Here is a 26,876-nt window from a genome sequence, read left to right on the forward strand (position 1 = left end):
TCTTTCGCAGCACCGCGCTACTTCTCCCTGCCCAGGCGCTCCGACCGGCCCGTACGGTCGGCTGGAGCGCCCTCAAGGAAGGGCCGGCCGGAGCGGTCGCCGCAAGCGGCGCACCGCCCGGCGTCCGGTCAGCGGGTGGCGAGGAACTCGAGCGTGTCGATCACACGGTTCGAGAAGCCCCACTCGTTGTCGTACCAGGCGACGACCTTGATGTGGCGGCCCTCGACCCGGGTGAGGGCCGAGTCGAAGATGGAGGAGGCGGGGTTGCCCGTGATGTCGGACGACACCAGCGGGTCGTCGGAGTACTCCAGGACGCCGGCGAGCGGGCCTTCGGCCGCGGCGCGGTAGGCCGCCAGCACGTCCTCGCGGGTCACGTCGCGGGCGACGGTGGTGTTGAGCTCGACGATCGAGCCGACCGGGACCGGCACGCGGATCGAGTCACCCGACAGCTTGCCGTCCAGGTTCGGCAGCACCAGGCCGATCGCCTTGGCGGCGCCGGTCGTGGTCGGCACGATGTTGACACCGGCGGCCCGGGCGCGACGGGCGTCGCGGTGCGGACCGTCCTGCAGGTTCTGCTCCTGCGTGTACGCGTGCACCGTCGTCATGAACCCGTGCTCGATACCGGCGAGCTCGTCGAGGACCGCGGCCAGCGGCGCGAGGGCGTTGGTGGTGCAGGACGCGTTCGAGACGATCGTGTGCACGTCCGGGTCGTAGGCGTCGTTGTTGACCCCGAACGCGAGGGTGACGTCGGCACCGTCCGACGGCGCGCTGACGAGCACCTTCTTCGCACCCGCGTCGAGGTGGGCGCGGGCGGCCTTGGCCGAGGTGAAGCGACCGGTGGCTTCCAGGACGATGTCGACGCCGAACTCGGCCCACGGCAGCTGCGCCGGCTCACGCTCGGCGAGCACCTTGATCCGACGGCCGTCGACGACGAGGGTGTCACCGTCGACGGTCACCGGGCGCCCGAGCCGGCCGGCCGTGCTGTCGTACGCGAGCAGGCGGGCGAGCGTGGCGGGCTCCGTCAGGTCGTTGACGGCGACGATCTCGAGGGCGCTGTCGCGTTCGAGCAGGGCGCGCAGCACATTGCGTCCGATGCGGCCGAATCCGTTGATGGCGATGCGAGTCATGAGTGGTGTCCCTTTCCCTTGGCCACCAGGCTCGCTCGCCGTGGGCGCCGCTGACAGTGGCGTGATCGCCACGGTTCAAAAGGATCCCGCCACGAAAGGATCCGGCCACGACCCCGCCACCGCCGCGCCCGCGGCGCCGGCCGTTCACTCGCCGCGGGTGAAGGTGCGCCGGTACTCGGTCGGGGTGGTGCCGAGGATGCGCTGGAAGTGCAGGCGCAGGTTCGCGCCGGTGCCGAGCCCGACGTCCGCGGCGATCTGCTCGACGCCGCGCTCCGAACGCTCGAGGAGTTCGCGCGCCAGGTCGATGCGCGCGCGCATCACCCACTGCATCGGCGTGTAGCCGGTCTCTTCGACGAAGCGCCGGGAGAACGTGCGCGGCGAGACTCCGGCCTGGCGCGCCAGCGTGTCGAGGGTGAGGTGTTCGCCGAGCCGGTGCAGCGCCCACTCGCGCGTGGTGGCGAACCGCTCGCCCAGCGGCTCGGGGACGCTGCGCGGCACGTACTGGGCCTGGCCGCCGCTCCGGTAAGGGGCTGCGACGAGGCGCCGGGCGGCGTGGTTCGACGCCGCCACCCCGAGGTCGCCGCGCAGGATGTGCAGACACAGGTCGATGCCGGAGGCGGCGCCGGCCGAGGTGAGAACACTTCCCTCGTCGACGAACAGCACGTTCTCGTCGACCTGGACGAGCGGATGGCGGGCCATGAGCGCCCGGGTGTAGTGCCAGTGCGTCGTGGCGCGCCTGCCGTCGAGCAGGCCGGTGGCGGCGAGCGCGAAGGCACCCGTCGAAATGGCGGCGAGCCGTGCGCCCCGGTCGTGGGCGGCGATCAGGGCGTCGACGACGGCCTGCGGCGGGTCGTCACGGTCGGGGAACCGGTAACCGGGGACGAAGACGATGTCGGCCCACGCGAGCGCTTCGAGGCCGTGGGCGACGTAGTACGCGAGTCCGTCACCGCCGGTCACGAGACCGGGTGTCGCCCCGCACACCCGCACCTCGTACGGCATGCTCGCGCGGGTCGTGAACACCTGCGCGGGAATGCCGACATCGAGCGGCTTCGCACCGTCGAGGACGAGAACGGCTACGCGATGGAGGCGGGAGGCTGACACAGGAAGAGGTTACGTGGGGCGTGACGTCGCGATCTCCCGGCTCGGTCGCGGACCGGCCGGAGGCGGGCCCGGGGCGAACGCGCCCCTCGGTCGACGCGGACCACGGGGGCGCCGGCAGGTCGGCAGGCCGGCGGTCGGCGGTCGGGGCGGTCGGCGGTCGGGGCGGTCGGCGGTCGGGGCGGTCGGCGGTCGGCGGTCGGCGGTCGGCGGTCGGCGGTCGGCGGTCGGCGGTCGGCGGTCGGCGGTCGGCGGTCGGCGGTCGGCGGTCGGCGGTCCACGCGTACCAGCGGGCCGGCAGACGAGACACACCCGCCGCCGAGCCGCAACGTACGCCCTCGGGCAGCAGCCGCTGCCCGTCATGGCCCTGGCGCCGGACCGGCCGCTCCGCACCGCACCGCTCATCTCGCGCGAGGCGGGCATCGTTGCCCCTTCGCCGGGTAAGCGGTCCCTACGCACGCCCAGAGGAGGACGACATGGCCGGATTGATCACTCGCCTCAAGGAGTACACGCGCACCCCGCAGGGACAGCGCGCCGTGGAGACGGTCCGTCGCGCCGCCGCCGACCCGCGCAAGCGCGACCAGGCACGCCGACTGCTCGGACGGCTGCGCGGGCACAAGTAAGCGGGTGACGGCCGCGAGGACGGCGTACGCCTTCGTGGCCCGGGAGCCGCCGGTACGAGGGAGGCGGCGATACGAGGGAACAGGGCCCCAAGGGCCGCCCACGGCCAGAGCCCGCCCCCTGGCAGGTGAGCAGGGCAGGACCACGGGGACGTGGTCGCACGCCGTTGGGCGGTTCGGCCCCGTCCTCGTCCGGCGCCAGGCGCTAGGCGAGCCGCCGCCGGGAAGCCGGAGCGCCGGCGTCGAACTCCCGTCGGGCCGCGTCCAGCAGCCGGGCCCAGGACCGCACCGTCGGACGGCGCTTCAGCAGGGCCCGGCGCTCGCGCTCCGTCATCCCGCCCCACACGCCGTGATCGACCCGTTGATCGAGTGCGTACGCGAGGCACTCGGCCTTCACCGGACAGCCGGTGCACAGGGCCTTCGCGCGGTTCTGAGCCGCTCCTTCGACGAACAGGTCGTCCGCTCGCGCCGTCCGGCACAGCCCCGACGACATCCACGTGGATTCCATACGTCCCCCCATCCCGGCACGCCGCCTCTGCTCGACCGCGACGTTCGACAGAGCAGGCACGCTACGGAGGCAAGTGCCGCTGGTCTACCGCTCGTTCCGCCATTCGCCCCATCGAGTGACCCTGCTCCGGTCGGTCTCCGGCCGCACCTCCCGCATCCGTTCTCCTCGGGGGCTGGACGGCGGCGGGTCGCCGTCGCCCGCGTAGGCTCACGATCATGGACCCTTCGGAACAGGCCAGGGTGTGGGGCGCGTACGTGACGCAGGAGCGCGGGCGGGCCACCACGTACCCCCCGACGGGCGCGGTGGTCGAGTCGGACGGACCGCTCGTACGGACCCATTACGGCACGCACGGCACAGTCGAACACCGGCCGCTCGCCACTACAGGGCGCCGTGAACTCGCGGAGCTGGTCCGGCGGCAGCAGAAGGCCTTCGCCGGGCGCGGCGAGCCGGTCCGGTGGAAGGTGTACGGGGCCGATCCTCCGTGCCTGGCCGAGGAGTTGGAGGTGGCCGGGTTCACCCCTGATGCTCAGCAGTCCTTGCTGGTGGCAAAGTTCGCGGCGATGCCGCGGGAACGGAAGCAGGGCCGGATTCGGTCCGGCGTCCCGGATGCGCGGGTACGCGAACTGGCCGCTTCCGGCGGCCCGCACGCGAGACCACTGGCCGAGGTCGAGGCCGACGGCTGGGCCGCCTATGGCCAGGGGGGTCGAGGGGAGACCGTGATCCTCTCCGACCGGGGCAGGTCGCTCGCTGTGGGCTGGGCCGGGCGGGCGGCGGACTCGGACTTCGTCGTGATCGGCGGACTGAGCGGGCCTTACCCCGAACTCGTGTCAGGCTTCGCCTCTCTGGCGAAGAAGGCCTACCTGATGGGGCACGACGCCCCGTACTGCGTGGCCGAGGCGGCGGGGGAACTCCGGAGCGCGTTGGCGAAGGCGGGATTCGTCGAGCTCACGACGGTGCGTACCTACCGGTGGGCCCCGGCCGGCGATCCTGCCCGGACCCGGCCGGTCCGGGAGATCCGTGACGGGGAGATCGGGGACGGCCTGTGGGACCGGCTGTACGGGGAGTTCGGCTTCCGCCCCAGCACGAGCACGTTTCCCGGAATCGACGAACCCGTCCCCTCCTTCACCTGGTCACTCGACGCTCTCGACACGCCTGACGGTGCGGGGGACGGAGATCGCCTGGAAGCCCTCGAAGCGGTCATCAGGGGTGCTCTGAGAGACCTCGCCCCGCCCGGCGGTCTCCTGGGCTTCCTCGACTGGCAGCACACGGGCTACCTCTTCGACCCCCACCGGGTGGGCGGGCCCGGCAGGCCGCCATGGCCGGGCGCCGCCTGTCCGGACGGGGACTACTACCTCAACGTGCACCCCGAGCTGCGTTTCGGCACGTTCGGGCATCCCTGGGAGCACACCCTCTGCGTCTGGGGCGAAGACCTGCTCGCCGCCGTCGAAGGGCAGCTCACCACTCTGCTCGGCGAGCCACTGCGGCGGCGCGACCGGACACAGGTCTGAGGTGACGTCACCCCCGCAGGGTCGTTTCCTCGGTATGCAATTCCTTCAGACGAACGGCCGCCGCGACCGCACCGCCTCGATACCCGCGCCGCGGCCGCCGTCCCGTCACGCGGCCGAGGCCGCGCTCGTCGAGCACTATCCCGCGCTCGTACGGCTGGCGCATCTGATCCTGCCCCCGGGCCTCGGCCGCCACCGCCGGGTGCTCGCGGCCCACGCCCTGGTCCAGCGCAGCCTCGGCCGGGCCGGTGGCGGGACGCGTATCGGAACGAGCGCGGGAGGCGCCGGGTCCGCAGGCGGCACCTCGCGGATCCCCACCGCCCGCACGGGCGGGACGGTCGACCGGTCCGCCCACGACTGGCTCCGCGCCCGCGTCGTCCGCGACGCCCTGCGGCCGCCGCTCCGGGTGTCGCGCGGGGCCGCCCTGCCCCAGGCCTTCGGCCTGCGTGTCTTCCCCCGGGCCGGCGGGACGGACGAACTCGCCCTCGACCGCGCGCTCGCGGCGGCCGAGCCCACGACGCGCGCGGCCCTCGCCCTCGCCGCGCTCGAGGGCCTCGCTCCCCCGTCCGTCGTCTCCCTGCTCCGCGGGGCGGGTGCGGCCGAGCCGGAACAGGCCGTGGAGGAGGCCGAGCGGCTCCGCGCACTGTGCTCCCCCGACGTGGCCGAGTTGCTGGGGCGACCCGAGTTCGATCCCTGCACGGTCCATCTGCGGCCGACCGATCTGCTGGGCCGTGGCAGGCGCGTCCGGTTGGCCGCCCTGGCATGCGGCGTCGCCCTTCTCGCCGGGGCCGCCGCCGGCGTCGTGGGCCGGTCACCTTCGCCTCCCCCGCGTTCGGCGGTCTCCGAGGTGCCCGCAGCGGTGGCGCCGGTCAGCGTCCCGGCCGAACGGTGGGCCGACTCCTCACGCGTCGACTTCACCGCCTGGCCCGCTCGCGGAGACCGGACCGGCGACCGGGTACTGATCCGGCGGGCGTTGGCGGCGTGGACCGGAGGCACGCCCCTCCCTGCCGGGGCCGAGCCGCCCTCGCTGCTGTACGCGGGCACCGTGGACGGGGCGGCCGTCGTCCTGCTGCACACCGGCCGCGGGCTCGTCCGCTACACGGATGCCGGGGGCAGGGCCGGCCGGCCGTCACTGGTGAGGGCGCGGGCCGACAGCAGCGACGTGACGACGGCGGCGGCCGTCGTTCTCTCCCGTACGGGCGACCGGACGCGCTATCTCCTCGCGCCCTGGGTGGCCGGGGCCGGACGACGGGATCTGCGCGCTCCCGGCTCCCCCCTGCGCTCCCTCCACGTGGCCGCGGACGGAATCACCGAACCCGTGACGGACCCGGAGCCGTACACCGCCCCCGCGCCCTGCGGCGGCGTGACCGTACTGCAGCTCCGCTCGTCCACGAGGATCGTGGAGGACCACGCCTTCCTCGTCGCCGATCTGGGCGGGCTCGTCCCGGCTCACCTGACCTGGACGCCCCTGCCCACCCCGGGGGATCCGGCGCGTCGGCCACGCGAAGCCACGGGACCCCTCGGACTCGCGGCGTGGACGCACTCGGCGTGTTCCCTCGGACGCCTCCGGGACAGCGGTGTCCGCTCCGTGAACCGCTGGGAGTTCGCCGCTCAGTCGCTCCCCGAGCACGCGGGACGCGCGCTCTGGATCTGCTCGCGGGCCGACACCTGGGACGGGCGGGGACAGGCGGACGTCACCCTGGAAGTGCCCGGGGGACGGACCGTCCCCGTCACGACCGTGCACGACACCGCCGCCTGCGGGCGGTTCGGTCAGGACGTCCTCGCCGGGACCACGTGGTCGGCGCCCGGCGGATCGCGCTACGTCCTTGCGGCGGGCAGCCGACGGGTCGTGGGCATCGCCGCCGAAGGAGCCGTGCACGCGGGTGCGAAGGGACGGCTGCTCGCCGTACGCGCGGAGGGAGGCGCACCCCTCCGGCTCGCCGGAAGGCTCCCGGACGGCTCGTCGTTGCCCGGGTGGGCGTCCCGTTCGGTGCAGGGCGGGGGGTGAGCGGAGGGACCGGCGTCTCCGGGCCGGTCCGAACGGGCCTGCGCCCGGCCCGGCCTGTTCACGGCGAGGGCCCGCACCTGGCGTCGCCGCTCCCGCCGCCTCGGCGGCCGGTCGTCCCCCCGCCGGGCACCACGTGCCGGCTCGGCCCGTACGAGGAGTGCGGCGTGAAGCCGGCCGACGAGCAGCTCGCCCGAACGGCCGCATGGGAGGCGGCGGACCGCCTCGCCCTTATGCGCAGGAGCGCGTCGACGACATCGCGCCGCCCGCGCGCTCCTGCGCGTGCAGGCCCCACCAAGCCTTCCTACGATGAAGATCTGGATTTCGCTGTGCTGGCCGGCTCAACGGGAACGAGGAAACATGGCCGCCGAGGATGCCGCGCCTGCCGGGCGACCCGTGGGTCTGAAGGCCAACGCGATCGGGTTCGTCGACGCACTCGTCATCGGACTCAACGCCACGTCACCCGCGTATTCTCTGGCGGCCGTGATCGGCCCCGTCGTCGCGCTCGTCGGGATCTACGCACCCGGCGTCATGGTCGCGTCGTTCGTCCCGATGCTGTGCATCGCCTCGGCGTTCTACTACCTGAACAAGGTCGACCAGGACTGCGGCACCACCTTCTCCTGGGTCACCCGCGCCATGGGTCCGTGGGCCGGCTGGCTCGGCGGATGGGCCATCACGATGACCGGCGTCCTGGTCGTCGGCTCGCTCGCCGACGTCGCCGTCAGCTTCGCCCTGCTCGCCTTCGGCCTCGACAGCTGGGTGGACAACACCTTCGTCCGCCAGCTGCTCACCGTGCTGCTCATCCTCGTCATGACGGCCGTGTGCGTCATCGGCACCGAGCTGTCGGCCAAGGTGCAGAACGTCCTCATCCTGGCCCAGGTGGCCTGCCTGCTGATCTTCGTCGGCGTGGCGCTCCACAGTGTCTACGGCGGCACCAGCAAGTACGACGCGGTCGAGCCGTCCTTCAGTTGGCTCAACCCGTTCGGCGCCGGTGGCGCGGCGCTCACCGGGGGGCTGCTGCTCGGTGTCTTCATCTACTGGGGCTGGGAGTCGGCGGTCAATCTCACCGAAGAGGTCGAGGACTCCGCGACCGCCCCGGGCAAGGCGGGGATCTGGTCGACCGTCATCCTGCTGGTGACGTACGTGTCCGTCGGCTTCGCCGTGGTGGCGTACGCCGGCCCGGCCTACCTGGCCGACAATGCGGACGAGGAGGAGTTCATCTTCGCCCAGCTCGCCACGGACATCATGGGCGGCTGGGACTGGATCCTGCTGCTCGCCGTCTCCACCTCGGCGATCGCCTCCACCCAGACGACGATCATCCCGGCCTCGCGCACCGCGCTGTCCATGGCCCGCCGCCGGGCGCTGCCCGCCCAGTACGGCCACATCAGCCGCCGCTTCCGCACCCCTGACGTCAGCACGTGGTGGGTCGCCGCCATCGCCATCGCCTGGTACCTCGTGGTGAGCCGGATCAGCTCCAACGCCCTCTTCGACTCGCTCACCGCCCTCTCGCTGCTGATCTCCTTCTACTACGCGCTGACCGGCCTCGCCTGCGTGGTCTACTACCGCCGCCACCTGTTCCAGAGCGTCCACAACTTCCTGCTCATCGGGCTCGGTCCGCTGGTCGGCGCCGGTCTGCTCACGTGGCTCCTGGTGCGGTCGGTCGCCGACATGTCCGATCCCGAGAACTCCTACAGCGGCACCTCGTGGTTCGGCCTCGGACCCCCGCTCGTGATCGGCATCGGCATCAGCCTCGCCGGGGTGATCCTCATGCTCGTGTGGCGCCTGCGGGCACCGGCGTACTGGCAGGAACGCCCGAGCGTGGTCGACCCGGCCCTGGTCGACACGCACGCGCCTCGCCGGACGTCCTGAGAGCCTCCGCGCACCGGGGTCAGCCGGCTGCCAGAACCGGCACGCCGAGCGCCGTGAGCCGCTCGACGACCGGGTCGTGGGGATCGGCGTCGGTGATCAGGCCGGTGATCTTCGCCCAGGGCAGGACGCGGTACCGCGAAGCCGTGCCGATCTTCTCGGACGAGGCGAGGACGTACGTGTCCGCGGCCCGCGCGGACAGGGCACGCTTCATCGCCGCCTCCTCGGCGTCCCCTGTGGTCAGTCCCGCGTCGGGGTGGACGCCGGTGACCCCGAGCAGACAGAGGTCCGCGGAGACGTTCTGCGCGGCCTCGACCGCGGCGGCGCCGCACGTGACCGCCGAGTGCTTGAAGACGCGGCCGCCCAGCAGAAAGAGCTCCGCCCGGGGATGGTCGAGCAGTGCGGCGGCGATCGTCGGGCTGTGGGTGATCACGGTGCAGGCGAGATCCTTCGGCAGCGCGCGGGCGACCGCGAGGGCGGTGGTGCCGCCGTCGAGGATCAGCGCACCACCCGGCGGGACCAGTCCGGCGGCCGTCGAAGCGACCTTGCGCTTGCCGTCGGGGGCCACGGTCCGCCGGGCGTCGTAGGCGACCACCGCGGGGGACACGGGCAGGGCGCCGCCGTAGACCCGCTGGCACAACCCCTCGGCCGCGAGATCGCGCAGGTCGCGGCGCACGCTGTCCTCGGAGATGCCCAGCTCGACAGCGACGTCCTTGGCGACGATCTTTCCTTCTTCAGCGAGCAGACGGAGCAGGTGGTCGCGCCGTTCAGCGGCCAGCATTCGCGTTCCTTCCTGTTCTTGCACGGTTCTGCATGTATGTTAGCGCCCATGACCGACAACTCCATGCTCATCCTGATCGCGGGCCCCTACCGCTCCGGCACCGACGGCGACCCACAGGCCATGGCGGCCAACCTGGCCCGTCTCGAATCCGCTGCCTGGCCCGTTTTCGCGGCCGGCCATCTCCCGGTGATCGGGGAGTGGATCTCCCTGCCGGTGCTGCGCTCCGCCGGCGCGGGCCCCGCCGACCCGCTCGCCGACCAGGTGCTCTATCCGACCGCCGACCGCCTGCTCGCCCGCTGCGACGCCGTCCTGCGCCTGCCCGGGGAATCCGCCGGTGCCGACCAGGACGTCGCCACCGCCCGCCGCCGTGGCCTGCCCGTCTACCATGACGTGGCCGAGATCCCGCGCCGCACCGAGCAGGAGACCGTATGACCGGCCGCCCAGGAATCGAGGCTCCCGACCACCGCGGACGCACCGGTCTCGACCGGGCGGGACGCGACCTGGACCGCAACCCCGACGTCCGGGTCCGCGACGTCGAACTCACCTCGCAGGGCTGGCACGTCCTGCGCCGCACCACCTTCGACTACCGCCGCCGCGACGGGCGGTGGGAGTCCCAGCAGCGCGAGACCTACGACCGTGGCAACGGCGCCGTCGTCCTGCCGTACGACCCCGGGCGCGGCCGCGTCCTGCTCACCCGCCAGTTCCGCTACCCGGCCTACGTCAACGACCACCCGGACGGCATGCTCGTCGAGGCGGCGGCGGGACTGCTCGACGCCGACGACCCGACCACCGCGATCCGGCGCGAGAGCGCGGAGGAACTCGGCGTCGACCTCGGCCCGCTCACGCACGTCCTCGACGCCTACATGAGCCCCGGCTCCGTCACCGAGCGCCTCCACTTCTTCGCCGCCCCCTACACCCCGGCCGACCGGACGGGCACGGGTGGCGGACTCGAGGAGGAGGGCGAGGACATCGAGGTCCTCGAACTGCCCTTCACCGAGGCCCTCGCCATGACCCGCGACGGACGCATCACCGACGGCAAGACCATCATGCTCCTGCAATGGGCCGCCCTGGACGGACCCTTCGCCCGCGAGCAATAGGCCGGGCGCGTGCACAGCGAACCGAGGAACTCCCTGACAGCTGCGGCGAACTCCACCGGGACGGTCTCGTGCACGGTGTGACCGGCGGGGAGTTCGACAAGCCGGGCACGGGGACGCCGCAACGCCATCGCCTTCGCGTGCTCGGCGCCGAGCACGGCGCTGCGGCTGCCGCGCACGATCAGGGCCGGGCAGTCGCCGGCGAGCCAGTCGATCCCATGGTCCCCGTTGAGGTGCTGCTGTGAGACGTCCATGTCCTTCGGGTCGAAGGCCAGGCCCCATCCGTCGGGGTACTCCCGGACGGGCTCGCGCCGGCGGCGAGCGTGGCCGGAGTGGTCGCCCTGGCCGGTACGGCGATCGTGCAGTGCCGGGCAGCGGAGGAGGCCCGGCAGGACACAGCGCGTACCGAGCAGGTGGCGAACGAGGTCTCCGCCGTCCTCGCGGCGCCCGAGCCCGGCTCGCGGCGACCCGTCTGCCGGGCGGCGCGTCGGGGACCGTCGTGGTGTCCGAGAGCCGCGATCAGGCGGTGTTCACGGCGACCGGTCTGTCCCGCCCGCCGCCGGGCAAGATCTACCAACTGTGGTTCGACGACCGGGGCGCGATGCGGTCGGCGGGTCATCCGAGCCCACGCCCCTGGCCCTCGTCGCCTTCCCGGCAGCGTAGGACGCAGGGCCGGACGGCTCGTTGGCCGTGGAGCGTGGCACAGGTCGGAACGGCCGTGCGGCCCAGGGGCCCCCGGGCCGCACGGCTCCTCGTCACGACACCCCCGGAAGGTGCGTCACTTCGGCATCAGGACGGTGTCGACGATGTAGACGGTCGCGTTCGCGGTGGGCACGTTGCCGCAGACCACCTTGGAGGTGTCGTTCACGGTGTAGCTCTCGCCGGAGCCCTTCGTCGTGAGGGTGCTCTTCTCCAGGGTCTCGAAGGTGCCGTTCTCCAGCTGCTTCGGGGTGAGCTTCTGACCCACGACGTGGTACGTGAGGATCTTGGTGAGGGTGGTTTTGTCGTTGAGGACCTTGTCGAGATCGGCCTGGGGAATCTTGGCGAAGGCGTCGTTGGTGGGGGCGAAGACGGTGATGTTCTCCGCGTTGTTGAGCGTGTCGACCAGGCCCGCCTTCTTCACGGCGGCGACCAGGGTGGACAGGGCCGGGTTGTTCGAGGCGGCGGTGGCCACCGGGTCCTTGGCCATGCCGTCGAACGAGCCGGAGCCTTCCTTGGGTACGGAGGCGCAGGCCGGTCCGAAGGGGCCGGACATGGCCGTGTCCGCGCTGGAGTCCGCGGAAGGCGAGTCCGGCGCCGCCGGCGCCTGCGAGGTCGACTCGGAGCCGGACGCCGAATCGTTGCCCGAGTCGGAACAGGCGGCCAATGCGAACGGCAGGACGGCCACCGCGGCGACGGCGGCGACGGAACGACGGACGCGGAGGGTGCTCATGGTGCTGTCTCCTTGGCGGGCCTGCTGGCAGACCCTGGTCGGGGGCGTCGCCAGGGGGCCCTGGCGCGTGCTCACGACCTGGATTCGCAGCGGACCTGCTTCCGGATGGGCCGTTCACTCGGACGAATGACCCGCGGCAAGCCCGGTTGTCGTCGGCAGGCTCGCTATCGGCTCCTGTCACAGCTGCTCCGAGCGCGGAGCCGGACGTCTGCGCGGCGGCGATTCGTACCCGACTCCGCCTTGTCCGACCTCCGTGCCGGCGATCAGCGGTCAGGGTGTCCGTGCTGCCCGGCCTTGAGGAGAGCGCCCCAGGCCCAGCACAGGACGGGGAAGCCGAGGTCATGGACGGCGGGGCGCGGTCTCGATGCCTGACGGAGGAGACGCGGAGGGCATGCGGTGAACCCGCGTCCGCAGAGAGGCGCTGAAGGTGCACCTCCGCCGCACACGCACGGAGGCCCCTGCCGACGCGTGACCCGGGCGCGGCCCCTCTCGTTCCTCCAGGCATGAAGAAGATCATCACAGTCGCGATGCTCACCCTCACCGGCGTGGCCGTCGCGGCTCCCGCGCACGCCTCGGGCATCGGCAACGTCGCCTCGGCCCTCCCGGTCGACACCGGGGCCGTCACCAAGACTCTGCCCGTCAGTCCGGAGGAGATGAAGCCCGACGGCGACGGACTCATCCCTGTCGGCGGCACCATCAAGAAGCTCCACGCAAGCAAGCCCTGACCAGCAAGCCGACCCCCAACACAGAAGCGCCAAGTTCCGGTTGCCGCAGGGGACGAGGCCGGCTTCGACGGCGCACCCGCGCCGCCCGCCCAGGCGGACAACCCGTCACACCGTCAGCACGACGGAGGGTTGTCCGACCGGCCGTCGAGGCCATGCGCTTGACCCTCACGTGGCGTCATGCCGCATCGTCAGTGGCGTGGAAGAACACCTGACCGTGGGGCGCGTGGCCGAGTGGGCCGGCGTGAGCGTGCGCACGCTCCATCACTACGACGAGATCGGCCTCGTGGAGCCGTCCGCGCGGACCTCGGTCCCGCAGGCGCTCCACGTCGCCCGGCGAGGGGGCTCGCGGGCGCGACCGGCAGGCCGTCCCGTCGGCATCCCCCGCCAACCCGTCAGCCCGTCAGGCCGCCAGCCCGTCAGCACGGAGAACGGGCCAGGTCGGGAGTGGGATTGTGCGCCACTGGCGTAGTGCCGGCCCGGGGCTCAGACGAGGGCGGCGACCAGCAGGGTGAAGGCGGCGATGATGACGGCGACGCGGACGTAGTGGTAGCGGTCCCAGCGGTTCATCTGCTCCTTCCAGTCCTCGGGCCGGTTCTCGGGGGTCCAGGTCTTGCCGCGGTTGTTGATCGGGACGAGCAGCAGGAGCGACATGATCACGCTGACGATCAGCAGTACGGCGGCGGTGACGACGAGTCCGGTGCCGGGGTGGTGCCATGCGGCGACGGCCCAGACGGCGCTGAGGACGAGCGAGCCGATGTACCAGACCGGCATCACGGCGCCGAGCATCCGGCCCCCGTGGGAGCGGGCGAGTTGGTCGGCGTCCTCGGGGAGCGCGCCGAAGATCCGGTTCATGACGAAGGCGACGGAGAACTCCACCCCCACCATCAGGCCGACGACCACGGTGGTGAACACCTCGAGTGCGTTGAGCATGACAACCCCTCCTGACATCTAGCGGCGCTAGCTGATGAGGCAACGCTAGTACTGCTGCCGCTCGATTGTCTAGCGGTGCTAGAATCGATCCATGTCGGTACAGGAACGCAAGCAGCGCGAACGGGCGGACCGCGAGCGCCTCATCGTGGCGACGGCCCGCGAACTCGCGGAGCAGCAGGGCTGGGACGCGGTCACCACCCGCCGGTTGGCCGAACGCATCGAGTACAGCCAACCCGTCCTCTACAGCCACTTCCGCGGCAAGCGCGAGATCATCGGCGCGGTCGCCCTGGAGGGCGCCACCGAGCTGGCCGTAACGGTGCGGGCCGCGGCCTCCTCGGCGGACGGCCCCCGCGCCCGGGTCACCGCCCTTGCCCGCGCCTACCTCGACTTCGCCGAGCGCAACCCGGCGGTCTACGACGCGATGTTCCAGCTCGACGGCGGCCTGGCGTTCGCACAGGAGGACACCCCCGAGCCGCTGAAGAACGCCTTCGCCGCTCTGCTGGAGAACCTCGCCGAGGTCGCGGGCGAAGGCGTCCACCCGGGCCTCTTCACCGAGATGTTCTGGGCGGCCCTGCACGGACTGGCCACCCTGACCCGGACGCGGCGCCTCCCGCCGGAGGACACCGAGCGGAGGGTGGAGCTGCTGGTGGACCGGCTCGCCGTCATCTGACACAGCGCCCCGGCGGGCACGCAGCCGGGCTCGGGCCCCTCTGCCGGCCCCGGTCACAGCTGCCGGCCACCAGCACGCACCCACGTGGTCGGCCGCAGGCCCTGGGGTCCCGGCCGAGCCCCACGCGACGAGTTCCGACTGTTCCGCCGCCGCGCCAAACGGTCCGGCCTCCTTCGCTGACGACGCGGAGCCCACCCCGTGCCCTGGGTTCTGGGACCTGGGTTCTGCGCCCTGGGCTCTGGGACCTCGGCCCTGGACATCGGCCCCCGGCCCCGGCAAAGGATCCCCGACGTGCGCCGCCACGGATCACCCTTGGGCGGCCCCTGACGGGACTCCGGCAGCACCGACGTGCTGCTCGCGTACGGCAATCCGTGCGAGCTTGGTCAGCATCATGCCGTTGCGGATGGACACCAGGTAGTCGACGGGGAGCCCGTGCATGCGGGTACCGGGCCCCCGCAGGGGGTGCCATTCGAGCAGGAAGAGCGTGTGCCCGCCCCAGGGAACCAGGTTCATGGCGATGCGGGCAGCACCGAAGGGCTCGGCCTTCGCCTCCAACTCCAGACGGCGCTCTGGCTCGCAGATACGGACGACACAGGTGTCGTCGAGCGTGAGCGGGCCGGCGCCCACCCGGACCCGAAGCCGGGCGCCCACCTCAGGCCACTGCGGGTCGACGGCGATGACCTGCTGCGTACCCGAAACCCACTCGCCATAGCGGTGACCGTCGGACAACAGGCCCCACACTCGGGACGGCGGGCTCAGGATCAAGCGGCGATTGCGGGACACTGCGGCCGCCTTCTTTCGTTGCGTGGGGAACGGCCTCCGTAGCCTCGGCCGACGCTATCCGCAACGCGCCTCCCCGGCACGCACAGCGGGCCGTGTGTCGGCCGCGACGTCCGGAGGCGAAGCATGACCGCTCCCCCGCAGCCCCCCGGCCTCCGCAAAGGGCGCCACCGACGCGAGGGAGCCGGCTCGCTCGGGCGGACCCCTGCGGAATGGCGTCAGTCCGCAGAAGGCCGAGCGCGCGATGGACGCGGACCTGGGACCCGCAGGCAGGACGAAGCGGTCTACGTCCACCTGAACAGGCGAACACTCCTCGGGGCGCGTAGGCGTGCCCGCCGGAGGAGGCGAACGGGGCTGTGGGCCGTGGTGGGTTCAGCTGTTGACGAAGGTCAGGCTGATCGCGTCGTAGCGGGTTCCCGCGATCAGCTCGGGCGGGGCAGCGGTCTCGATGGCGGCCAGGTCGTCGGCGGACAGCTCGACGGTCAGGGCGGCGAGGTTCTCCTCCAGGTAGCGCTGACGGCGGGTGCCGGGGATCGGCACCACGTCATCGCCCCGATGCTGTACCCATGCCAGGGCGAGCTGGCCGGTGGTGACCCCCTTCGCCTCGGCGAGCTCGGTCAGCTTCGCGACGATCGCCAGGTTCCGTTCGAGGTTGCCGTCGGCGAAACGCGGCTGGCTGCGCCGCACATCGGTCGCGGCCAGCCCTTCGACCGAGCTGTACCGGCCGGTCAGGAAGCCGCGCCCGAGCGGGGAGAACGGGACCAGGCCGATGCCGAGTTCGCGGCAGACCGGCGCGATGTCCGCCTCGAGGTCCCGCGTCCACAGCGACCACTCGCTCTGCAGCGCGGCGATCGGGTGCACCGCGTGCGCCCGCCGGACGGTGCCCGCGCCGGCCTCGGAGAGCCCGAGGTGGCGGACCTTCCCGGCCTGCACGAGCTCGGCCATGGCGCCCACGGTCTCCTCGATCGGCACCTGCGGATCGACCCGGTGCTGGTAGTACAGGTCGATGTGGTCGACCCCCAGCCGGCGCAGCGAGGCCTCACATGCCTCCCGTACGTAGGCGGCGTCCCCCCGCACCCGTGTGGGCTCCCCCAGACGGTTCGCGAAGCCGAACTTCGTGGCCAGCACCACCTCGTCGCGACGCCCGGCGACGGCCCGGCCGATCAGCTCCTCGTTGTGCCCGCCGCCGTAGAAGTCGGCGGTGTCCAAAAGGGTTACTCCGAGGTCGAGCGCGTGGCGCAGGGTCGCCACGGACTGGGCGTCGTCCGTGGCTCCGTAGCCGTGGCTCATCCCCATGCATCCGAGGCCCTGCGCGGAGACCGTCAGGTCGCCGAGGTGGCGGGTGGGAAGGTCGGTCATGCTGCTGCCTCCTGAGCTCGCGATCATGCCCAGGACGCTAGGTGTTGGAGCGCACTCCAAGTCAACTGCGCGCCGCGCAGCGATCACGCGGCGCGGCGCTGGTGGCATGCACCCTGCCGACCGCGGCACGTCCGACGCCGCCGCCGAACCGGGCACTCCGCCCTCGGTCACCTGTGTCGGCGGCGGGCGTGCAGGGCCGGGCCGCCGCCGCGTTGGGACGGCGACCAGGGGCGCTCCGGCGGTGCTCCGCCGGCCGCTATCCCGCGGCCACGACCTTCCCGGCCGTGACCTGAGGACGGTTCGGGAGCAGCGCCGCCAGGTTGTCCCGTACGAAGTCCGCGGCCTGCCTGACGGATTCCTCGGCCCCGGCCTGGTCCTCGAAGACGCTGGTGGAGAGCATCACGCCGTCCCCTGCGTCGACCCAGTAGTACGCCACGAAGCCGGGGACCTTGCGGAGGAGGGGAACGAATCCCTCGTCCACCAGGCGTCCGGCCTCGGCAGCGTCGGTCACCCCTTCGTATCGCCGAATCACTGCGTACACGGTTGATCTCCTCATGGATCCCAGGGGCACCTTGTTCCAGGCGGCCTACCCTCACCGGGTGCCTCTCGCTCGAGCGACGTCCTGAAGTGACCCGGATAGGCGCAGGGCGGGAACGGCCGTGGCCACCTCTGCGGTGGGTGGTCGGGGCCGTGCCCCACCTGGAGGGGTGGGGCCTCTTCAGTCGGATAAAACAGTCATCTCAGACATAAGTGTAGAAAGATTTGCGTGGTGTAGCCGGTGGAATCGGGGGCAGGTGGGCGATGAGCGACTGGGACCGCTCACCCCGCCCGCCTCGTGGCCTCCCCCGACCGCGAGTGCGGCGGCATGTGGAGGGGCCCACACCCACCAGGGTGTGGGCCCCTCCGCCGCTCTCCCCGCAGGGGCATCGGCTCCTACCCCGCCCGCAGGCCTCGGGAGGTCCGGCTTACCGCCGTACCGGGGGGAACGCGAGACCCGTCGGGGTGTTGAGGCCGGTCGACGGCACGACGGTCTGGCCGCCGCCCGTCTCCCGGACCCGTACCACCCGGTTGTGGAAGCCGTCGGCGATGTAAAGGCTGCCGCAGCCGTCGAGCGCGAGACCCAGCGGATCGGAGAGGTCGTCGGTGGGCACCGTCGTCTGACGCCCTCCGTCAGCGGCCACCTTGACCACGCGGTTGTTGCCGCTGTCGGCGATGTACAGGTCACCGGCGGTGTTCAGGGCGAGGCCCGTGGGCTGGGAGAGACCGACGGTGGGCACGGTGGACTGACCGCTCCCGTCGGCGGCCACTCTGACCACCCGGTCGTTCACGAAATCGGAGACGTAGAGGTTCCCGGCGACGTCGAGGGCGAGTCCCCACGGGTGCAGCAGCCCCGTGGTGGGGACCGTCGCCTGCCCGCCGGCGGCGGAGATCCTCACGACCCTGTCGTTGAAGCTGTCGGCGACGAACAGGTCCCCGCCCCGGCCGACGGCGAGTCCCAGGGGGCGCGAGAGCCCGTCGGTGGGGACGGTGGACTGGCTCCCGCCGTCCGCGGCCAGGACCACGACCCGGTTGTTGCCCGTGTCCGAGACATAGAGGCGCCCGTCCGCGTCCCACGCCATGCCGGTCGGCCGTACGAGTCCTTCGAAGGGCACCGTGGCCTGGTCGCCGTCACCCGTGGGCAGCACGACCACCCGGTTGTTGCCGTAGTCGGACACATAGAGGGGCGCGGTGGCCTGCGGCCGTCCGGGCTCTGCGTCCGTCGCGCCCGCCGCCCCGACCGGCAGCGCGCACAGGGCCACGAGGCCTGCCGCCGCGGCCAGCCGACGGGCCCATCGGCGTACCGCCGACCCTCCGGGGGGCGGTGAGGTCGCCGCGCGAAGACCGATTGTCGTACGTTCCATGACTCACCCACCGCATCGGACCGGCCGGCCCGCCGCCGCGCCTCCGCCGACCATAGGAAACGGCACCGGCCGTGACGCGGACCACGCCGCTCACCCGCCCACGGACCACTCCAATGCCCGGGACTCGGGGGCTCGCCGTCGCACGGCCGGGCGCCCGGCTCGCGCCTCCGAGGATCAGGGGGCGCGGTGTCCCCGCGGCCCGGCTGTCGTTGTGAGGGCATGGACTCATCCCTCCCGATGCACACCTGTACCCCGCGCCCGCACCGACGGCCGACAGGCGAGCCGCCGGTGCCGGCGGACGGCGACGAGCGGGGTGAAGGCCCCGGGCGTCGGGGCGGGGCGGTGACCGCATGACGCGCGTCGTCGCCGACATCTCGATCTCCCTGGACGGATTCGTCACCGGGCCCGATCCAGGGCCCGAGACCGGCCTGGGCACCGGCGGGGACGCCCTGCACACCTGGGCGTTCTCCGACGACCCCGACGACCGGCGGCTCCTGGCGGAGGGGACCGCCCGCTCCGGCGCCGTCGTCCTCGGGCGCCGTCTCTTCGACGTGGTCGACGGGCCGAACGGCTGGGACGACACGACCGGTTACGGGGCCGGAGAAGTCGGCAGACCCGCGTTCGTGGTCGTGACGAGGACGCCGCCGGAGACGATTCGTCTGACCGAGCTGGACTGGACCTTCGTCACCACCGGCCTGAGGGACGCCGTGGCCGTCGCGCGCGAGCGCGCCGAGGCGGCGTCGGCGGCCTCGGCCAGGGAGCTCGACGTCGTCCTCATGGGGGGTGGCGCCACGATCGGCTCCGCCCTGGCGGCCGGGCTCGTCGACGTGCTGACGCTGCATCTTGCCCCCGTCGTGCTGGGCTCCGGGACACCGCTGTTCACGAGTGGAGCGCCCCGGACGCTGGCGCAGCGGAGCGTGATCGCGACATCGACCGTGACGCACCTGACGTACGACGTCCTCTGAGGGCGCGGCAGAGGAACCGGTCCGGCCGCGTCCGGCCCGGGAGCGGCGTCCCTTGCCGTGACGGGCGAGGCGTGTGGTGGAGGCGGGGCGCCGGAGGCGCCACCCGTTGCATCCGAGCCAGAACGGGGCTTCCCACGAGGCGATTGTTGGCCGGGCACCACCCTGCCCTGCGGCGTCCAGGCTCCTAGCATTCCAGCACCCCCGCCCGCACTGGCGGGGGCACGTCGGCACAAGGCTTGGCATGCCCATGATGCTTCAACTGTTGCCGGCTGCACCACCCTTCCGCCCGACCCTTCTGCAAGACCGGCACCGCGATCCCAGCACAACGAGCGGTTCGTACCGCGATCCGTCAGCCCCGCGGTCCGCCGGCACAGCGATCCGTCCCTGCCGTGATCCGCCGCATCAGGTTCCGTGAGAGGCGCCCGCACCGGCGGCAGGCAGACCGTCTCTCCACCGGGCGCCACCGTGCGCCCGCGCCCCGCCCGGCATCGAAGCTCTGGATGGGAGAAAGAACATGAGAGTCCCCCTGCTGGTCGGCGCAGCGACCGCTGCGCTGTTCGCCTCGGCCCTGCCCGCGCACGCGGGCCCGTCGTCGATCGTCGACCCGCCCCCTGACCGGATCGTCATCGACATCGCCACCGTGAACGGCTCCGGCTGCCCCCAGGGCACCGCCGCCATCGCCGTCTCCGAGGACAACACCGCCTTCACCGTCACCTACAGCGAGTACCTGGCGCAGGTGGGCGGCAACTCCGCGCCCACGGCCGCCCGCAAGAACTGTCAGCTCAGTCTCGTGGTGCACGTTCCCCAGGGCTTCACCTACGCCGTGGCCAGCGCCGACTACCGCGGGTACGCCTCGCTCCGGCCCGGCGCGAGCAGCACCGAGAAGGCGTCGTACTACTTCCAGGGCTCGCCGAGCACCGCCTCACGGACGCACGCCTTCCGCGGCCCCCACGAGGACAACTGGCAGACCACCGACGAGACCGACTGGGCTCAGCTCGTCTGGGCCCCGTGCGGAGTGCAGCGGAACTTCAACATCAACACCGAGCTGCGCGTCAACGCCGGCACCTCGAACCCGGCCCAGACCAGCTACATGACCATGGACTCCACCGACGGCGACATCAGCACGATCTACCACCTCGCATGGAAGGAGTGCCCCGGGCGGTGAGTCCCGCACCCCCGGCCCCCTCCCCCGAGGCGGGCCGGGGGTCCTTGCCCGGGCAGCATTCCCGCCCGGGCAGGACGCGTGCTCGCCGACCCTTGACGGACCCTTAACTTACTTCTTAAATCATGAAGGCAATAAATCAGTCGGGCCTTCCCCGTCCCGCTTGAAATGTCATGGGCATGACCGATTGGCCCGGACTCCGGGAAAGGCCCCCCTCCCCCACACCCCGACGGAAGAGAGAGCATGCACTCCTCCCGCCCACCCCGCCGCCGGCTCCGCAAGGCCCTCTCCGCCTTCGCCGGCGCCGCCCTGCTGCTCGGCATGGCCGCCATCGCGCCCGGACCGGCCGACGCGGTCGACACCCGCGTCGCCCCCGCGGCCCAGGCCGCCGCGGTCACCTTCAACGAGGACTTCGACGGCCCCGCCGGCTCCGCCGTCAACGCCGGCCGCTGGCAGATCGAGACGGGCGACAACGTCAACAACCACGAGCGGCAGTACTACACCGCCGGAGCCGCCAACGCCGCCCTCGACGGCCAGGGCCACCTGGTCATCACGGCGCGCCGCGAGAATCCCGGCAACTACCAGTGCTGGTACGGGCGTTGCGAGTACACCTCGGCCCGCCTGAACACCTCCGGCAAGTTCACCGCACAGTACGGCCGGGTCGAGGCGCGGATGAAGGTGCCGCGCGGCCAGGGCATGTGGCCGGCGTTCTGGATGCTCGGCAACGACATCGGCCAGGTCGGATGGCCCAACTCGGGCGAGATCGACGTCATGGAGAACGTGGGCTTCGAGCCGTCCACGGTCCACGGCACCCTGCACGGCCCCGGCTACTCGGGTTCCGGTGGCATCGGTGCCGGCTACACGCTGCCCGGCGGGCAGGCGTTCGCCGACGCGTTCCACACCTTCGCCGTCGACTGGGCGCCCGACCGGATCACCTGGTCCGTGGACGGCGCCGTCTACCAGACCCGTACGCCCGCCGATCTGGGCGGCCGCAGCTGGGTGTTCAACAAGCCGTTCTTCCTGATCCTCAACCTGGCCGTCGGCGGCTACTGGCCCGGCGACCCGGACGGCTCGACCGCCTTCCCGCAGCAACTCGTCGTGGACCACGTCCGCGTCACCACCGGGGCCGACCCCGGCTCAGGCGGCCGGATCACGGGCATCGGGGGGAAGTGCGTGGACGTCGCCGCGGCGAACACGGCCAACGGCACGCCGATCCAGCTCTACGACTGCAACGGAACCGCCGCCCAGCAGTGGACGGTCGGCTCGGACGGCACGATCCGCGCCCTCGGCAAGTGCCTCGACGCGGCGTCCGGAGGCACGGCGGACGGCACCCTCGTACAGCTGTGGGACTGCAACGGGACCGGCGCCCAGCGGTGGGCCGTCAGCGGAGCCCGGGACATCGTGAACATCCAGGCGAACAAGTGCCTGGACGCGACGGGCAACAGCTCGGCCAACGGTACGCGGCTCCAGCTGTGGACCTGCGGCGGCGGCGCGAACCAGAAGTGGACGGTCGGCTGACCGGACCCCGCCTCCCGCTTCGACCCGCTACCGCCTCCGCCCGCACCACTCGCCCACGCGCACACTCGCTGCAGCTGCCCCGCACCACTCGCCCACCCGCACACTCGCACACTCACTGCAGCTGCTCTCCCTCCCGCGGCGGTCACCGAAGTGGCCGTCGCGGGCGGCGTGTTCGGGCTCGGCTCTCACACTGGCCACGGCCTCGCCCCCGGGACCCTCCACCGGTCACCCGTCGCCGGAACGTCGATCATCCGCCTACGGAACGTGAGCTATGTTGGGCGCCAGTGACGTGAGACGGAGGTCCCTCGGTGCCATCGGGGCGGCAGGCACGCGCGAAGGCGGCCGCGATCGTGCGGACAGAAGGCCCGCCGGAGCCACAGGCGACGCCGGCGGAGCGATTGCTCGCCCTCTTCGACGGACGGCGGCTCTCGCCCGGGCAACGACGGATCGCCCAGTACCTGGTCGACCACCTGACCGAGGCGGCGTTCCTCTCCATCACGGAGCTGGCCGATCGGGTGGGCGTCAGCCGCCCGTCGGTGACGCGTTTCTCCGTTTCTCTCGGATTCACCGGCTATCCCGCCCTCAGAGAGGCGCTCCAGCCGATCGCCCTGAGCGCGGTCGCGGGCGCGGTCGCGCCCGAGGTCCGCACGCAGAAGCGGCACAACGAGCTCCAAGGCGCGGTCGACGCCGAGATCGCCAACCTGCAGAGCGTGCGCCGACTCCTCGCCGACACCGACCTGATCTCGGGCATCGGTCACGACCTGGCCCACTCGGTCCCACTGACCGTCCTGGGCCTGCGCATCTCCGGCTCCCTGGCCGAGTACTTCGCGTACGCCGCCCGCCGCATCCATCCCGACGTGCGCGTGGTGAGCCATGGAGGCAGCGTGGCGTACGACGCCCTGCTCCAGGCCCGGGCGGCAGGGGGCACTTGGGTCCTGGCCTTCGCGATGCCCCGGCACGCCCACGAGACCCTTGGAGCGCTGCGAGCCGCCCGGAGCGCCGGTCTGCGCGTGCTGCTGATCACCGACCCCTCTGTCGGTCCCGTGACCGAGGACGCCGACGTGGTGCTGACGGCCGGCACGGGGGCTCGGCTCGTGTTCGACTCGTACACCGCCCCCGGCATGCTCTCCGCCGCCTTGATCCAGGCCATGGCCGACGCGGATCCCGAGCGGACCCAGGCGCGCCTCGAACAGTACGAGCAGGCCGCTGACCAGCACGGATTCTTCTTCTAGCCTGCTCCGGCGGGCCGCTCGAACCCAGCCGCTGAAGAAAGTTATTCAAGGGCGAGGCTTGTATGAAATTTTTCATACCCTTGCTTACTCGACGGTATATATGTTTACTGACGGCGGCGTTCCGGCCTCAGATGCCAGGAGGGCAACCCCACGTCCTCTTCGAACAGCCACCCGGTGCGCCACTCCTCCTCGGCGCACCCGGGTGATGGGCACGGTTCTCGAATCGCCCGGACGCCGCGGCGGCCTCGGTCACCCCCTTCACCGAGGCCGCCGCGCCCCGACTTCGATCAGAGCTTCTCCACCCCTCGGAAGTGACGAGCATGCCCCAGACCGCCGCCCTCACGCGCAGTCCCGACTGGCCCCTCCAGGTCAAGCCCCCCGGCACGCACGACTGGGAACGCAGCGCCAAACGGTGGCTGAGGGACTTGCTCCCGGCGCGCTACGGCAGCTACGTGACGCTCACGCGTCATCCCGCGCTCCTCGTCCGCCATGTGCAGCTCCAGCTGCAGCACGAGATGCGCGCGGTGCGCGCGGCCCTGCAGACCAGTCGCGTCGAGCTTCCGGCGATCGGTGTGTCCGAGACGCTCATAGAGAACAGCATCCGGATGTACGCCATGGAACTCGAACAGCTCGGCCGGCTCTCCCGAGGTGTGCGCCTCGTCTCCGAGGCCCTCCTCGGGCGCGCTCCGGGCCGGCCCAGATACTGACCGCCCCGGAGTTCAGGGCGTGCCCCCGGCCCGTACCGAGCGGACCGGGGGCACGGGGCGAGGGACGAGTGCGGAACGGCTACGGCCAGATCTCGTTCACCCATTCCGGGTGGTCCACGAAGGGGTTGCGGTTCTTCTGGATGCCGTGGATCCGGTCGTTGCGCGCCTTCTCGAACGCGTCCGGCGGGTCCTGTTCGTGCCACCGCTTCAGCACCGTCAGACGGCCCAGGGACGGTGCGGAGCCGTTGCCGACCCGGTCGTTCGGTTCGAGGTCGGGGAAGCCGTCGCCACCGTCGTAGCGGACGCCCATGTACAGGATCATCCGGGCGACGTCGCCCTTCACCGCGTCACGGGGCTCGAACGAGTCGGCGTCGGCCGAGCTGCCCGGGGCCTCGTCGACGGGGTCGCCGCCCTCGTCGAAGTCGAGGTTGCCGCGGGCCGCGTTGACGGACACGTCCTCGGGCCGCAGGTGGTGGAGGTCGGTTCCCGGGCCGTTCGCCGTGCCGAAGTCGCCGTGGGACTTCGCCCAGACGTGCTCCCTGTTCCAGTCGTCGGCACCGCCGCCGTTGGACCCCTTCGCCTGGGAGCGGCCCGAGTAGAGCAGGATGACGTTCGCCGGGTTCTCCGGGTCCTCGTCCGTGGTCTTCAGCGCGTCCCAGACCGCGTCGTACGACAGTACGGTCTGGTCGCTGATGATCGTGTGCACGGCGGACCTGAGCTCGGCGCCGGACTTGCCGAGCGCTCCGTCCCAGTACGCGTCGTCCAGCGGCGCGACAGCCCGGCCCGGCGGGTCGGACGGCCCGGCCGACTGCGGGCCGCCCGAGGCGAAGGCGGCTCCGGGGACGGCGAGCGTGGCGACGGCGGCCAGGGCCAGGGCGGGCTGCCGCCAACGGCGGCGTTTGCGGTGAGCGGACATGATGTGGGGGGTGTCCTCTCCCTCTCGGCAGGCACGGGCGTACGGCATCGCTCGGCGCCCGACAGGCCTGCACCGGCGGGTGGTTCGGGCTTTCGGGTCACCGAGCTTGGCATGTTCCGTGCAGGCAGACATGGACACGCTGCACCCATCCCGTGCCGACACCGTGAAAGGGTGACCACCCGTCACACTCCGGGGGCCGGGTGACCACCCGTCACACCCCGGGGGGGGCGGAAGGTACGTCGACGGCGTCCTGGTCGCGGTGGCGGACCCGGGGCCGGCGGACGTGAACACCGGTCCGCTCGCGGTCGGCCGCGCGCAGTGGGTGGCGGGAACGTCGACTTCCGGAAGGGCTCGATCGACCAGGTCGCACGCCGTCGACAAGGCGCTTTCCTCCGAGGAGGTGGCCGCGCTGCACGCGTCCGAGCAGGCGTAGGACGAAGCCCGGAGCCGCGCGGTAGCGACCGCGGGAGCCCGGAGAGCGGCCGGCCCGTGCTCCGGGGGCTTCGCCGTGCCCGGGAACGGACGGGCGGGGCCCGCCGCCCGACGGCCGAAATCTGGTATGGACCTGACAAGTATGCGCCCGATAACGTGACGCCGACGCTCGCTGAGAGCGCTCTCAGCGTTTGGCTCCCCCACACCAGGAGGCCCCGTGAAACGCACCACCGCCCTGCGCGCCGCCGTCGCCGCCCTGCTTCTGACGGTCGGTCTGGGCGCCGCCCACGCCGGCGTGGCGAGCGCCGCTCCGCTTCCGGAACCCGCGCGCCCGTCCGCGTCGGCCGGACTGCTCGACGCCATGCGGCAGGACCTCGGGCTCACCGCGGCGCAGGCCGAGGAGCGGCTGCGCGCCGAGAAGTCCGCCGTCGAGGTAGAGAAGACCGCCCGGCAGCGCACGGGCGCCGCGTACGGCGGCTCGTGGTTCGATCCGGCGACCGGCCGGCTCGTCGTCGCCGTGACCGACCGCGCCGCGGAGGCCGGGGTGCGGGCGCTGGGCGCCGACACCCGACTGGTCCGGCACAGCGCCGCCGCGCTGGACCGCGCCAAGGCCCGCCTGGACACGCTCCACGCGCCCGCCGGAGTGGCCGGCTGGCACGTGGACCCCAGGAGCAACAGCGTCGTGGTCGATGTCGTCCGTGCCCAGCGGCAGACCCCTGCCGTACGGTCCTTCGTCGACCGGGCCCGGGCCGGCGGCCTCGTCACCGTCGCCGAGACGGCCGAGGCACCCCGCACCTACGCCGCCGGCACCGTCGGCGGAGACCCGTACTACACCGGCAACGTCCGCTGTTCGATCGGCTTCTCCGTGTACGGCGGCTTCGTGACGGCCGGTCACTGCGCGCAGGCCGGAGCGGCGGTGCGCGGCTGGGACGGGTCCGCGATGGGCACGTTCCAGGGCTCGACGTTCCCCGGCGACGACTACGCGTACGTCTCGATCCACAGCGGCTGGTGGACCGTGCCCGTGGTGCTCGGGTGGGGCACCGTCCCCGACCAGCTGGTACGGGGCTCGGCCGAGGCCCCGGTGGGCGCGTCGATCTGCCGCTCGGGCTCCACCACGCACTGGCACTGCGGCACCGTCCTGGCCAAGAACGAGACGGTCAACTACAGCCAGGGCGCGGTGTACCAGATGACCAAGACCAGCGTGTGCGCCGAGGGCGGTGACTCCGGCGGCTCGTTCCTCAGCGGCGACCAGGCGCAGGGCGTCACCTCCGGCGGCTGGGGCAACTGCTCCTCCGGCGGTCAGACGTGGTTCCAGCCGGTCAACGAGATCCTCGGCCGGTACGGCCTGCGGCTGCACACGGCCTGACGGCGGACAGCGCGCCGCCTGTCGGGAACAGGACCCCGGCGGGGTACGGGGAAGGGGCCTTCCGGCGGATCCGCCGGAGGGCCCCGTTCGCACGTCCCGCTCCAGGGACGGACACCGGACGAGGAGCCGGTGCCCTCCCGGGCGGCGCGGCCAGGGCGCCTCCACCGACAGACCGAC

The 26,876-nt window shown here is 72.3% G+C and carries 25 protein-coding genes and 2 pseudogenes; 16 read left to right on the forward strand and 11 right to left on the reverse strand.

All coding sequences use genetic code 11. From position 1 onward, the window contains the following. Positions 1 to 128: 128 nt before the first annotated feature. Both gap and ACIRQF_RS01295 read right to left on the reverse strand, forming a co-directional pair. Positions 129 to 1,127 carry a type I glyceraldehyde-3-phosphate dehydrogenase gene (gene gap, locus ACIRQF_RS01290; RefSeq protein ID WP_404087831.1) on the reverse strand — a complete coding sequence of 333 codons (999 nt, stop codon included), beginning with the start codon at positions 1,125 to 1,127 and terminating at the stop codon, positions 129 to 131. A gap of 144 nt (positions 1,128 to 1,271) precedes the next feature. Next, a complete protein-coding gene (locus ACIRQF_RS01295; protein WP_376633854.1) occupies positions 1,272 to 2,228 on the reverse strand; it encodes a GlxA family transcriptional regulator in 957 nt (318 codons plus the stop codon). A gap of 473 nt (positions 2,229 to 2,701) precedes the next feature. Here ACIRQF_RS01295 and ACIRQF_RS01300 point away from each other — a divergent pair, with 473 nt between their 5' ends. After that, positions 2,702 to 2,848: a hypothetical protein gene (locus ACIRQF_RS01300; RefSeq protein ID WP_376633852.1), complete on the forward strand. Its 147-nt coding sequence runs from the start codon at positions 2,702 to 2,704 to the stop codon at positions 2,846 to 2,848. Between the two features lie 202 nt (positions 2,849 to 3,050). Here ACIRQF_RS01300 and ACIRQF_RS01305 read toward each other — a convergent pair whose 3' ends face one another. Continuing rightward, positions 3,051 to 3,353 carry a WhiB family transcriptional regulator gene (locus tag ACIRQF_RS01305; RefSeq protein WP_404087834.1) on the reverse strand — a complete coding sequence of 101 codons (303 nt, stop codon included), beginning with the start codon at positions 3,351 to 3,353 and terminating at the stop codon, positions 3,051 to 3,053. Positions 3,354 to 3,568: 215 nt separating this feature from the next. On the opposite strand from ACIRQF_RS01305, the gene ACIRQF_RS01310 reads away from it, so the two are divergent. The 3 genes from ACIRQF_RS01310 (at position 3,569) to ACIRQF_RS01320 (ending at position 8,732) form a co-directional block, all read left to right on the forward strand. Next, a complete protein-coding gene (locus ACIRQF_RS01310; protein WP_404087836.1) occupies positions 3,569 to 4,861 on the forward strand; it encodes a DUF2716 domain-containing protein in 1,293 nt (430 codons plus the stop codon). 34 nt (positions 4,862 to 4,895) lie between these two features. Then, positions 4,896 to 6,866, forward strand: a complete 1,971-nt coding sequence (locus ACIRQF_RS01315) for a hypothetical protein (protein WP_404087838.1) — start codon at positions 4,896 to 4,898, stop codon at positions 6,864 to 6,866. Positions 6,867 to 7,223: 357 nt separating this feature from the next. Then, the gene (locus ACIRQF_RS01320) at positions 7,224 to 8,732 is read left to right on the forward strand and encodes an APC family permease (RefSeq protein ID WP_404087840.1); all 1,509 of its coding nucleotides are present in this window, start codon (positions 7,224 to 7,226) and stop codon (positions 8,730 to 8,732) included. A 19-nt stretch (positions 8,733 to 8,751) separates the two neighbouring features. Here the strand turns inward: ACIRQF_RS01320 and ACIRQF_RS01325 are convergent, their stop codons facing one another. Next, positions 8,752 to 9,510 (reverse strand): DeoR/GlpR family DNA-binding transcription regulator, encoded by a 759-nt coding sequence (locus ACIRQF_RS01325; RefSeq protein WP_404087842.1) that lies wholly within the window; start codon positions 9,508 to 9,510, stop codon positions 8,752 to 8,754. 48 nt (positions 9,511 to 9,558) lie between these two features. Here ACIRQF_RS01325 and ACIRQF_RS01330 point away from each other — a divergent pair, with 48 nt between their 5' ends. The 3 genes and pseudogenes from ACIRQF_RS01330 to ACIRQF_RS01340 all read left to right on the forward strand — a co-directional run. Beyond that, a complete protein-coding gene (locus tag ACIRQF_RS01330) occupies positions 9,559 to 9,942 on the forward strand; it encodes a DUF4406 domain-containing protein (RefSeq protein WP_404087844.1) in 384 nt (127 codons plus the stop codon). After that, complete coding sequence (locus ACIRQF_RS01335; protein WP_404087845.1) at positions 9,939 to 10,607, forward strand: NUDIX domain-containing protein; 669 nt, start codon at positions 9,939 to 9,941, stop codon at positions 10,605 to 10,607. The genes ACIRQF_RS01330 and ACIRQF_RS01335 overlap by 4 nt, the downstream gene beginning before the upstream one ends. Before the next feature lie 361 nt (positions 10,608 to 10,968). Then, positions 10,969 to 11,208, forward strand: a pseudogene (locus tag ACIRQF_RS01340) (anti-sigma factor); the annotation flags it as partial. Between the two features lie 174 nt (positions 11,209 to 11,382). Here ACIRQF_RS01340 and ACIRQF_RS01345 read toward each other — a convergent pair. Next, positions 11,383 to 12,036, reverse strand: coding sequence for a fasciclin domain-containing protein (locus ACIRQF_RS01345; RefSeq protein ID WP_404087847.1), 654 nt, complete (start codon positions 12,034 to 12,036; stop codon positions 11,383 to 11,385). A 503-nt stretch (positions 12,037 to 12,539) separates the two neighbouring features. Between ACIRQF_RS01345 and ACIRQF_RS01350 the strand changes: the two genes are divergently transcribed. Continuing rightward, the gene (locus tag ACIRQF_RS01350) at positions 12,540 to 12,761 is read left to right on the forward strand and encodes a hypothetical protein (protein ID WP_382483826.1); all 222 of its coding nucleotides are present in this window, start codon (positions 12,540 to 12,542) and stop codon (positions 12,759 to 12,761) included. 214 nt (positions 12,762 to 12,975) lie between these two features. Further along, positions 12,976 to 13,065, forward strand: a pseudogene (locus ACIRQF_RS01355) (MerR family DNA-binding transcriptional regulator); the annotation flags it as partial. Positions 13,066 to 13,244: 179 nt separating this feature from the next. Here the strand turns inward: ACIRQF_RS01355 and ACIRQF_RS01360 are convergent. Beyond that, positions 13,245 to 13,691 (reverse strand): anthrone oxygenase family protein, encoded by a 447-nt coding sequence (locus ACIRQF_RS01360; protein ID WP_404087849.1) that lies wholly within the window; start codon positions 13,689 to 13,691, stop codon positions 13,245 to 13,247. 91 nt (positions 13,692 to 13,782) lie between these two features. Between ACIRQF_RS01360 and ACIRQF_RS01365 the strand changes: the two genes are divergently transcribed. Beyond that, complete coding sequence (locus tag ACIRQF_RS01365; protein WP_382483822.1) at positions 13,783 to 14,361, forward strand: TetR/AcrR family transcriptional regulator; 579 nt, start codon at positions 13,783 to 13,785, stop codon at positions 14,359 to 14,361. A 306-nt stretch (positions 14,362 to 14,667) separates the two neighbouring features. On the opposite strand, the gene ACIRQF_RS01370 is transcribed toward ACIRQF_RS01365, so the two are convergent. From ACIRQF_RS01370 to ACIRQF_RS01385, 4 genes are all read right to left on the reverse strand, one after another. Beyond that, positions 14,668 to 15,144, reverse strand: a complete 477-nt coding sequence (locus tag ACIRQF_RS01370) for an SRPBCC family protein (protein ID WP_382483820.1) — start codon at positions 15,142 to 15,144, stop codon at positions 14,668 to 14,670. Between the two features lie 369 nt (positions 15,145 to 15,513). Beyond that, positions 15,514 to 16,500, reverse strand: a complete 987-nt coding sequence (locus ACIRQF_RS01375; RefSeq protein ID WP_404087851.1) for an aldo/keto reductase — start codon at positions 16,498 to 16,500, stop codon at positions 15,514 to 15,516. Between the two features lie 256 nt (positions 16,501 to 16,756). Beyond that, positions 16,757 to 17,041, reverse strand: a complete 285-nt coding sequence (locus ACIRQF_RS01380) for a hypothetical protein (protein ID WP_404087853.1) — start codon at positions 17,039 to 17,041, stop codon at positions 16,757 to 16,759. Positions 17,042 to 17,465: 424 nt separating this feature from the next. Next, entirely contained in the window at positions 17,466 to 18,401 is a 936-nt protein-coding gene (locus tag ACIRQF_RS01385; RefSeq protein WP_404087854.1) for a hypothetical protein, read from the reverse strand. Between the two features lie 350 nt (positions 18,402 to 18,751). Between ACIRQF_RS01385 and ACIRQF_RS01390 the strand changes: the two genes are divergently transcribed. From ACIRQF_RS01390 to ACIRQF_RS01410, 5 genes are all read left to right on the forward strand, one after another. Further along, positions 18,752 to 19,366, forward strand: a complete 615-nt coding sequence (locus ACIRQF_RS01390; protein ID WP_404087856.1) for a dihydrofolate reductase family protein — start codon at positions 18,752 to 18,754, stop codon at positions 19,364 to 19,366. Between the two features lie 514 nt (positions 19,367 to 19,880). Continuing rightward, positions 19,881 to 20,531 (forward strand): DUF4360 domain-containing protein, encoded by a 651-nt coding sequence (locus ACIRQF_RS01395; protein ID WP_376633820.1) that lies wholly within the window; start codon positions 19,881 to 19,883, stop codon positions 20,529 to 20,531. 240 nt (positions 20,532 to 20,771) lie between these two features. Beyond that, on the forward strand, positions 20,772 to 22,046 hold the full coding sequence (locus ACIRQF_RS01400) for a ricin-type beta-trefoil lectin domain protein (protein WP_404087858.1): 1,275 nt from the start codon (positions 20,772 to 20,774) through the stop codon (positions 22,044 to 22,046). A gap of 308 nt (positions 22,047 to 22,354) precedes the next feature. Next, positions 22,355 to 23,278 (forward strand): MurR/RpiR family transcriptional regulator, encoded by a 924-nt coding sequence (locus tag ACIRQF_RS01405; protein ID WP_404087860.1) that lies wholly within the window; start codon positions 22,355 to 22,357, stop codon positions 23,276 to 23,278. A 320-nt stretch (positions 23,279 to 23,598) separates the two neighbouring features. Next, positions 23,599 to 23,985 (forward strand): hypothetical protein, encoded by a 387-nt coding sequence (locus ACIRQF_RS01410; protein ID WP_376633815.1) that lies wholly within the window; start codon positions 23,599 to 23,601, stop codon positions 23,983 to 23,985. A 79-nt stretch (positions 23,986 to 24,064) separates the two neighbouring features. On the opposite strand, the gene ACIRQF_RS01415 is transcribed toward ACIRQF_RS01410, so the two are convergent. After that, positions 24,065 to 24,901 carry an endonuclease I family protein gene (locus ACIRQF_RS01415; RefSeq protein ID WP_404087862.1) on the reverse strand — a complete coding sequence of 279 codons (837 nt, stop codon included), beginning with the start codon at positions 24,899 to 24,901 and terminating at the stop codon, positions 24,065 to 24,067. A 649-nt stretch (positions 24,902 to 25,550) separates the two neighbouring features. On the opposite strand from ACIRQF_RS01415, the gene ACIRQF_RS01420 reads away from it, so the two are divergent. Beyond that, positions 25,551 to 26,699 carry a S1 family peptidase gene (locus ACIRQF_RS01420; protein ID WP_404087864.1) on the forward strand — a complete coding sequence of 383 codons (1,149 nt, stop codon included), beginning with the start codon at positions 25,551 to 25,553 and terminating at the stop codon, positions 26,697 to 26,699. Positions 26,700 to 26,876: the final 177 nt, after the last annotated feature.

Origin of the sequence: Streptomyces sp. NPDC101191 (genome assembly GCF_044767915.1) — a bacterium.
Lineage (GTDB): Bacteria > Actinomycetota > Actinomycetes > Streptomycetales > Streptomycetaceae > Streptomyces.

What these genes read in the sequence shown, in the direction of transcription:
- gap (WP_404087831.1), bottom strand. Translation starts at nt 1,127, where the DNA reads ATGACTCGCATCGCCATCAACGGATTCGGCCGCATCGGACGCAATGTG.
- ACIRQF_RS01300 (WP_376633852.1), top strand. Translation starts at nt 2,702, where the DNA reads ATGGCCGGATTGATCACTCGCCTCAAGGAGTACACGCGCACCCCGCAG.
- ACIRQF_RS01305 (WP_404087834.1), bottom strand. Translation starts at nt 3,353, where the DNA reads ATGGAATCCACGTGGATGTCGTCGGGGCTGTGCCGGACGGCGCGAGCG.
- ACIRQF_RS01310 (WP_404087836.1), top strand. Translation starts at nt 3,569, where the DNA reads ATGGACCCTTCGGAACAGGCCAGGGTGTGGGGCGCGTACGTGACGCAG.
- ACIRQF_RS01315 (WP_404087838.1), top strand. Translation starts at nt 4,896, where the DNA reads ATGCAATTCCTTCAGACGAACGGCCGCCGCGACCGCACCGCCTCGATA.
- ACIRQF_RS01320 (WP_404087840.1), top strand. Translation starts at nt 7,224, where the DNA reads ATGGCCGCCGAGGATGCCGCGCCTGCCGGGCGACCCGTGGGTCTGAAG.
- ACIRQF_RS01325 (WP_404087842.1), bottom strand. Translation starts at nt 9,510, where the DNA reads ATGCTGGCCGCTGAACGGCGCGACCACCTGCTCCGTCTGCTCGCTGAA.
- ACIRQF_RS01330 (WP_404087844.1), top strand. Translation starts at nt 9,559, where the DNA reads ATGACCGACAACTCCATGCTCATCCTGATCGCGGGCCCCTACCGCTCC.
- ACIRQF_RS01335 (WP_404087845.1), top strand. Translation starts at nt 9,939, where the DNA reads ATGACCGGCCGCCCAGGAATCGAGGCTCCCGACCACCGCGGACGCACC.
- ACIRQF_RS01345 (WP_404087847.1), bottom strand. Translation starts at nt 12,036, where the DNA reads ATGAGCACCCTCCGCGTCCGTCGTTCCGTCGCCGCCGTCGCCGCGGTG.
- ACIRQF_RS01350 (WP_382483826.1), top strand. Translation starts at nt 12,540, where the DNA reads ATGAAGAAGATCATCACAGTCGCGATGCTCACCCTCACCGGCGTGGCC.
- ACIRQF_RS01360 (WP_404087849.1), bottom strand. Translation starts at nt 13,691, where the DNA reads ATGCTCAACGCACTCGAGGTGTTCACCACCGTGGTCGTCGGCCTGATG.
- ACIRQF_RS01365 (WP_382483822.1), top strand. Translation starts at nt 13,783, where the DNA reads ATGTCGGTACAGGAACGCAAGCAGCGCGAACGGGCGGACCGCGAGCGC.
- ACIRQF_RS01375 (WP_404087851.1), bottom strand. Translation starts at nt 16,500, where the DNA reads ATGACCGACCTTCCCACCCGCCACCTCGGCGACCTGACGGTCTCCGCG.
- ACIRQF_RS01385 (WP_404087854.1), bottom strand. Translation starts at nt 18,401, where the DNA reads ATGGAACGTACGACAATCGGTCTTCGCGCGGCGACCTCACCGCCCCCC.
- ACIRQF_RS01390 (WP_404087856.1), top strand. Translation starts at nt 18,752, where the DNA reads ATGACGCGCGTCGTCGCCGACATCTCGATCTCCCTGGACGGATTCGTC.
- ACIRQF_RS01395 (WP_376633820.1), top strand. Translation starts at nt 19,881, where the DNA reads ATGAGAGTCCCCCTGCTGGTCGGCGCAGCGACCGCTGCGCTGTTCGCC.
- ACIRQF_RS01400 (WP_404087858.1), top strand. Translation starts at nt 20,772, where the DNA reads ATGCACTCCTCCCGCCCACCCCGCCGCCGGCTCCGCAAGGCCCTCTCC.
- ACIRQF_RS01410 (WP_376633815.1), top strand. Translation starts at nt 23,599, where the DNA reads ATGCCCCAGACCGCCGCCCTCACGCGCAGTCCCGACTGGCCCCTCCAG.
- ACIRQF_RS01415 (WP_404087862.1), bottom strand. Translation starts at nt 24,901, where the DNA reads ATGTCCGCTCACCGCAAACGCCGCCGTTGGCGGCAGCCCGCCCTGGCC.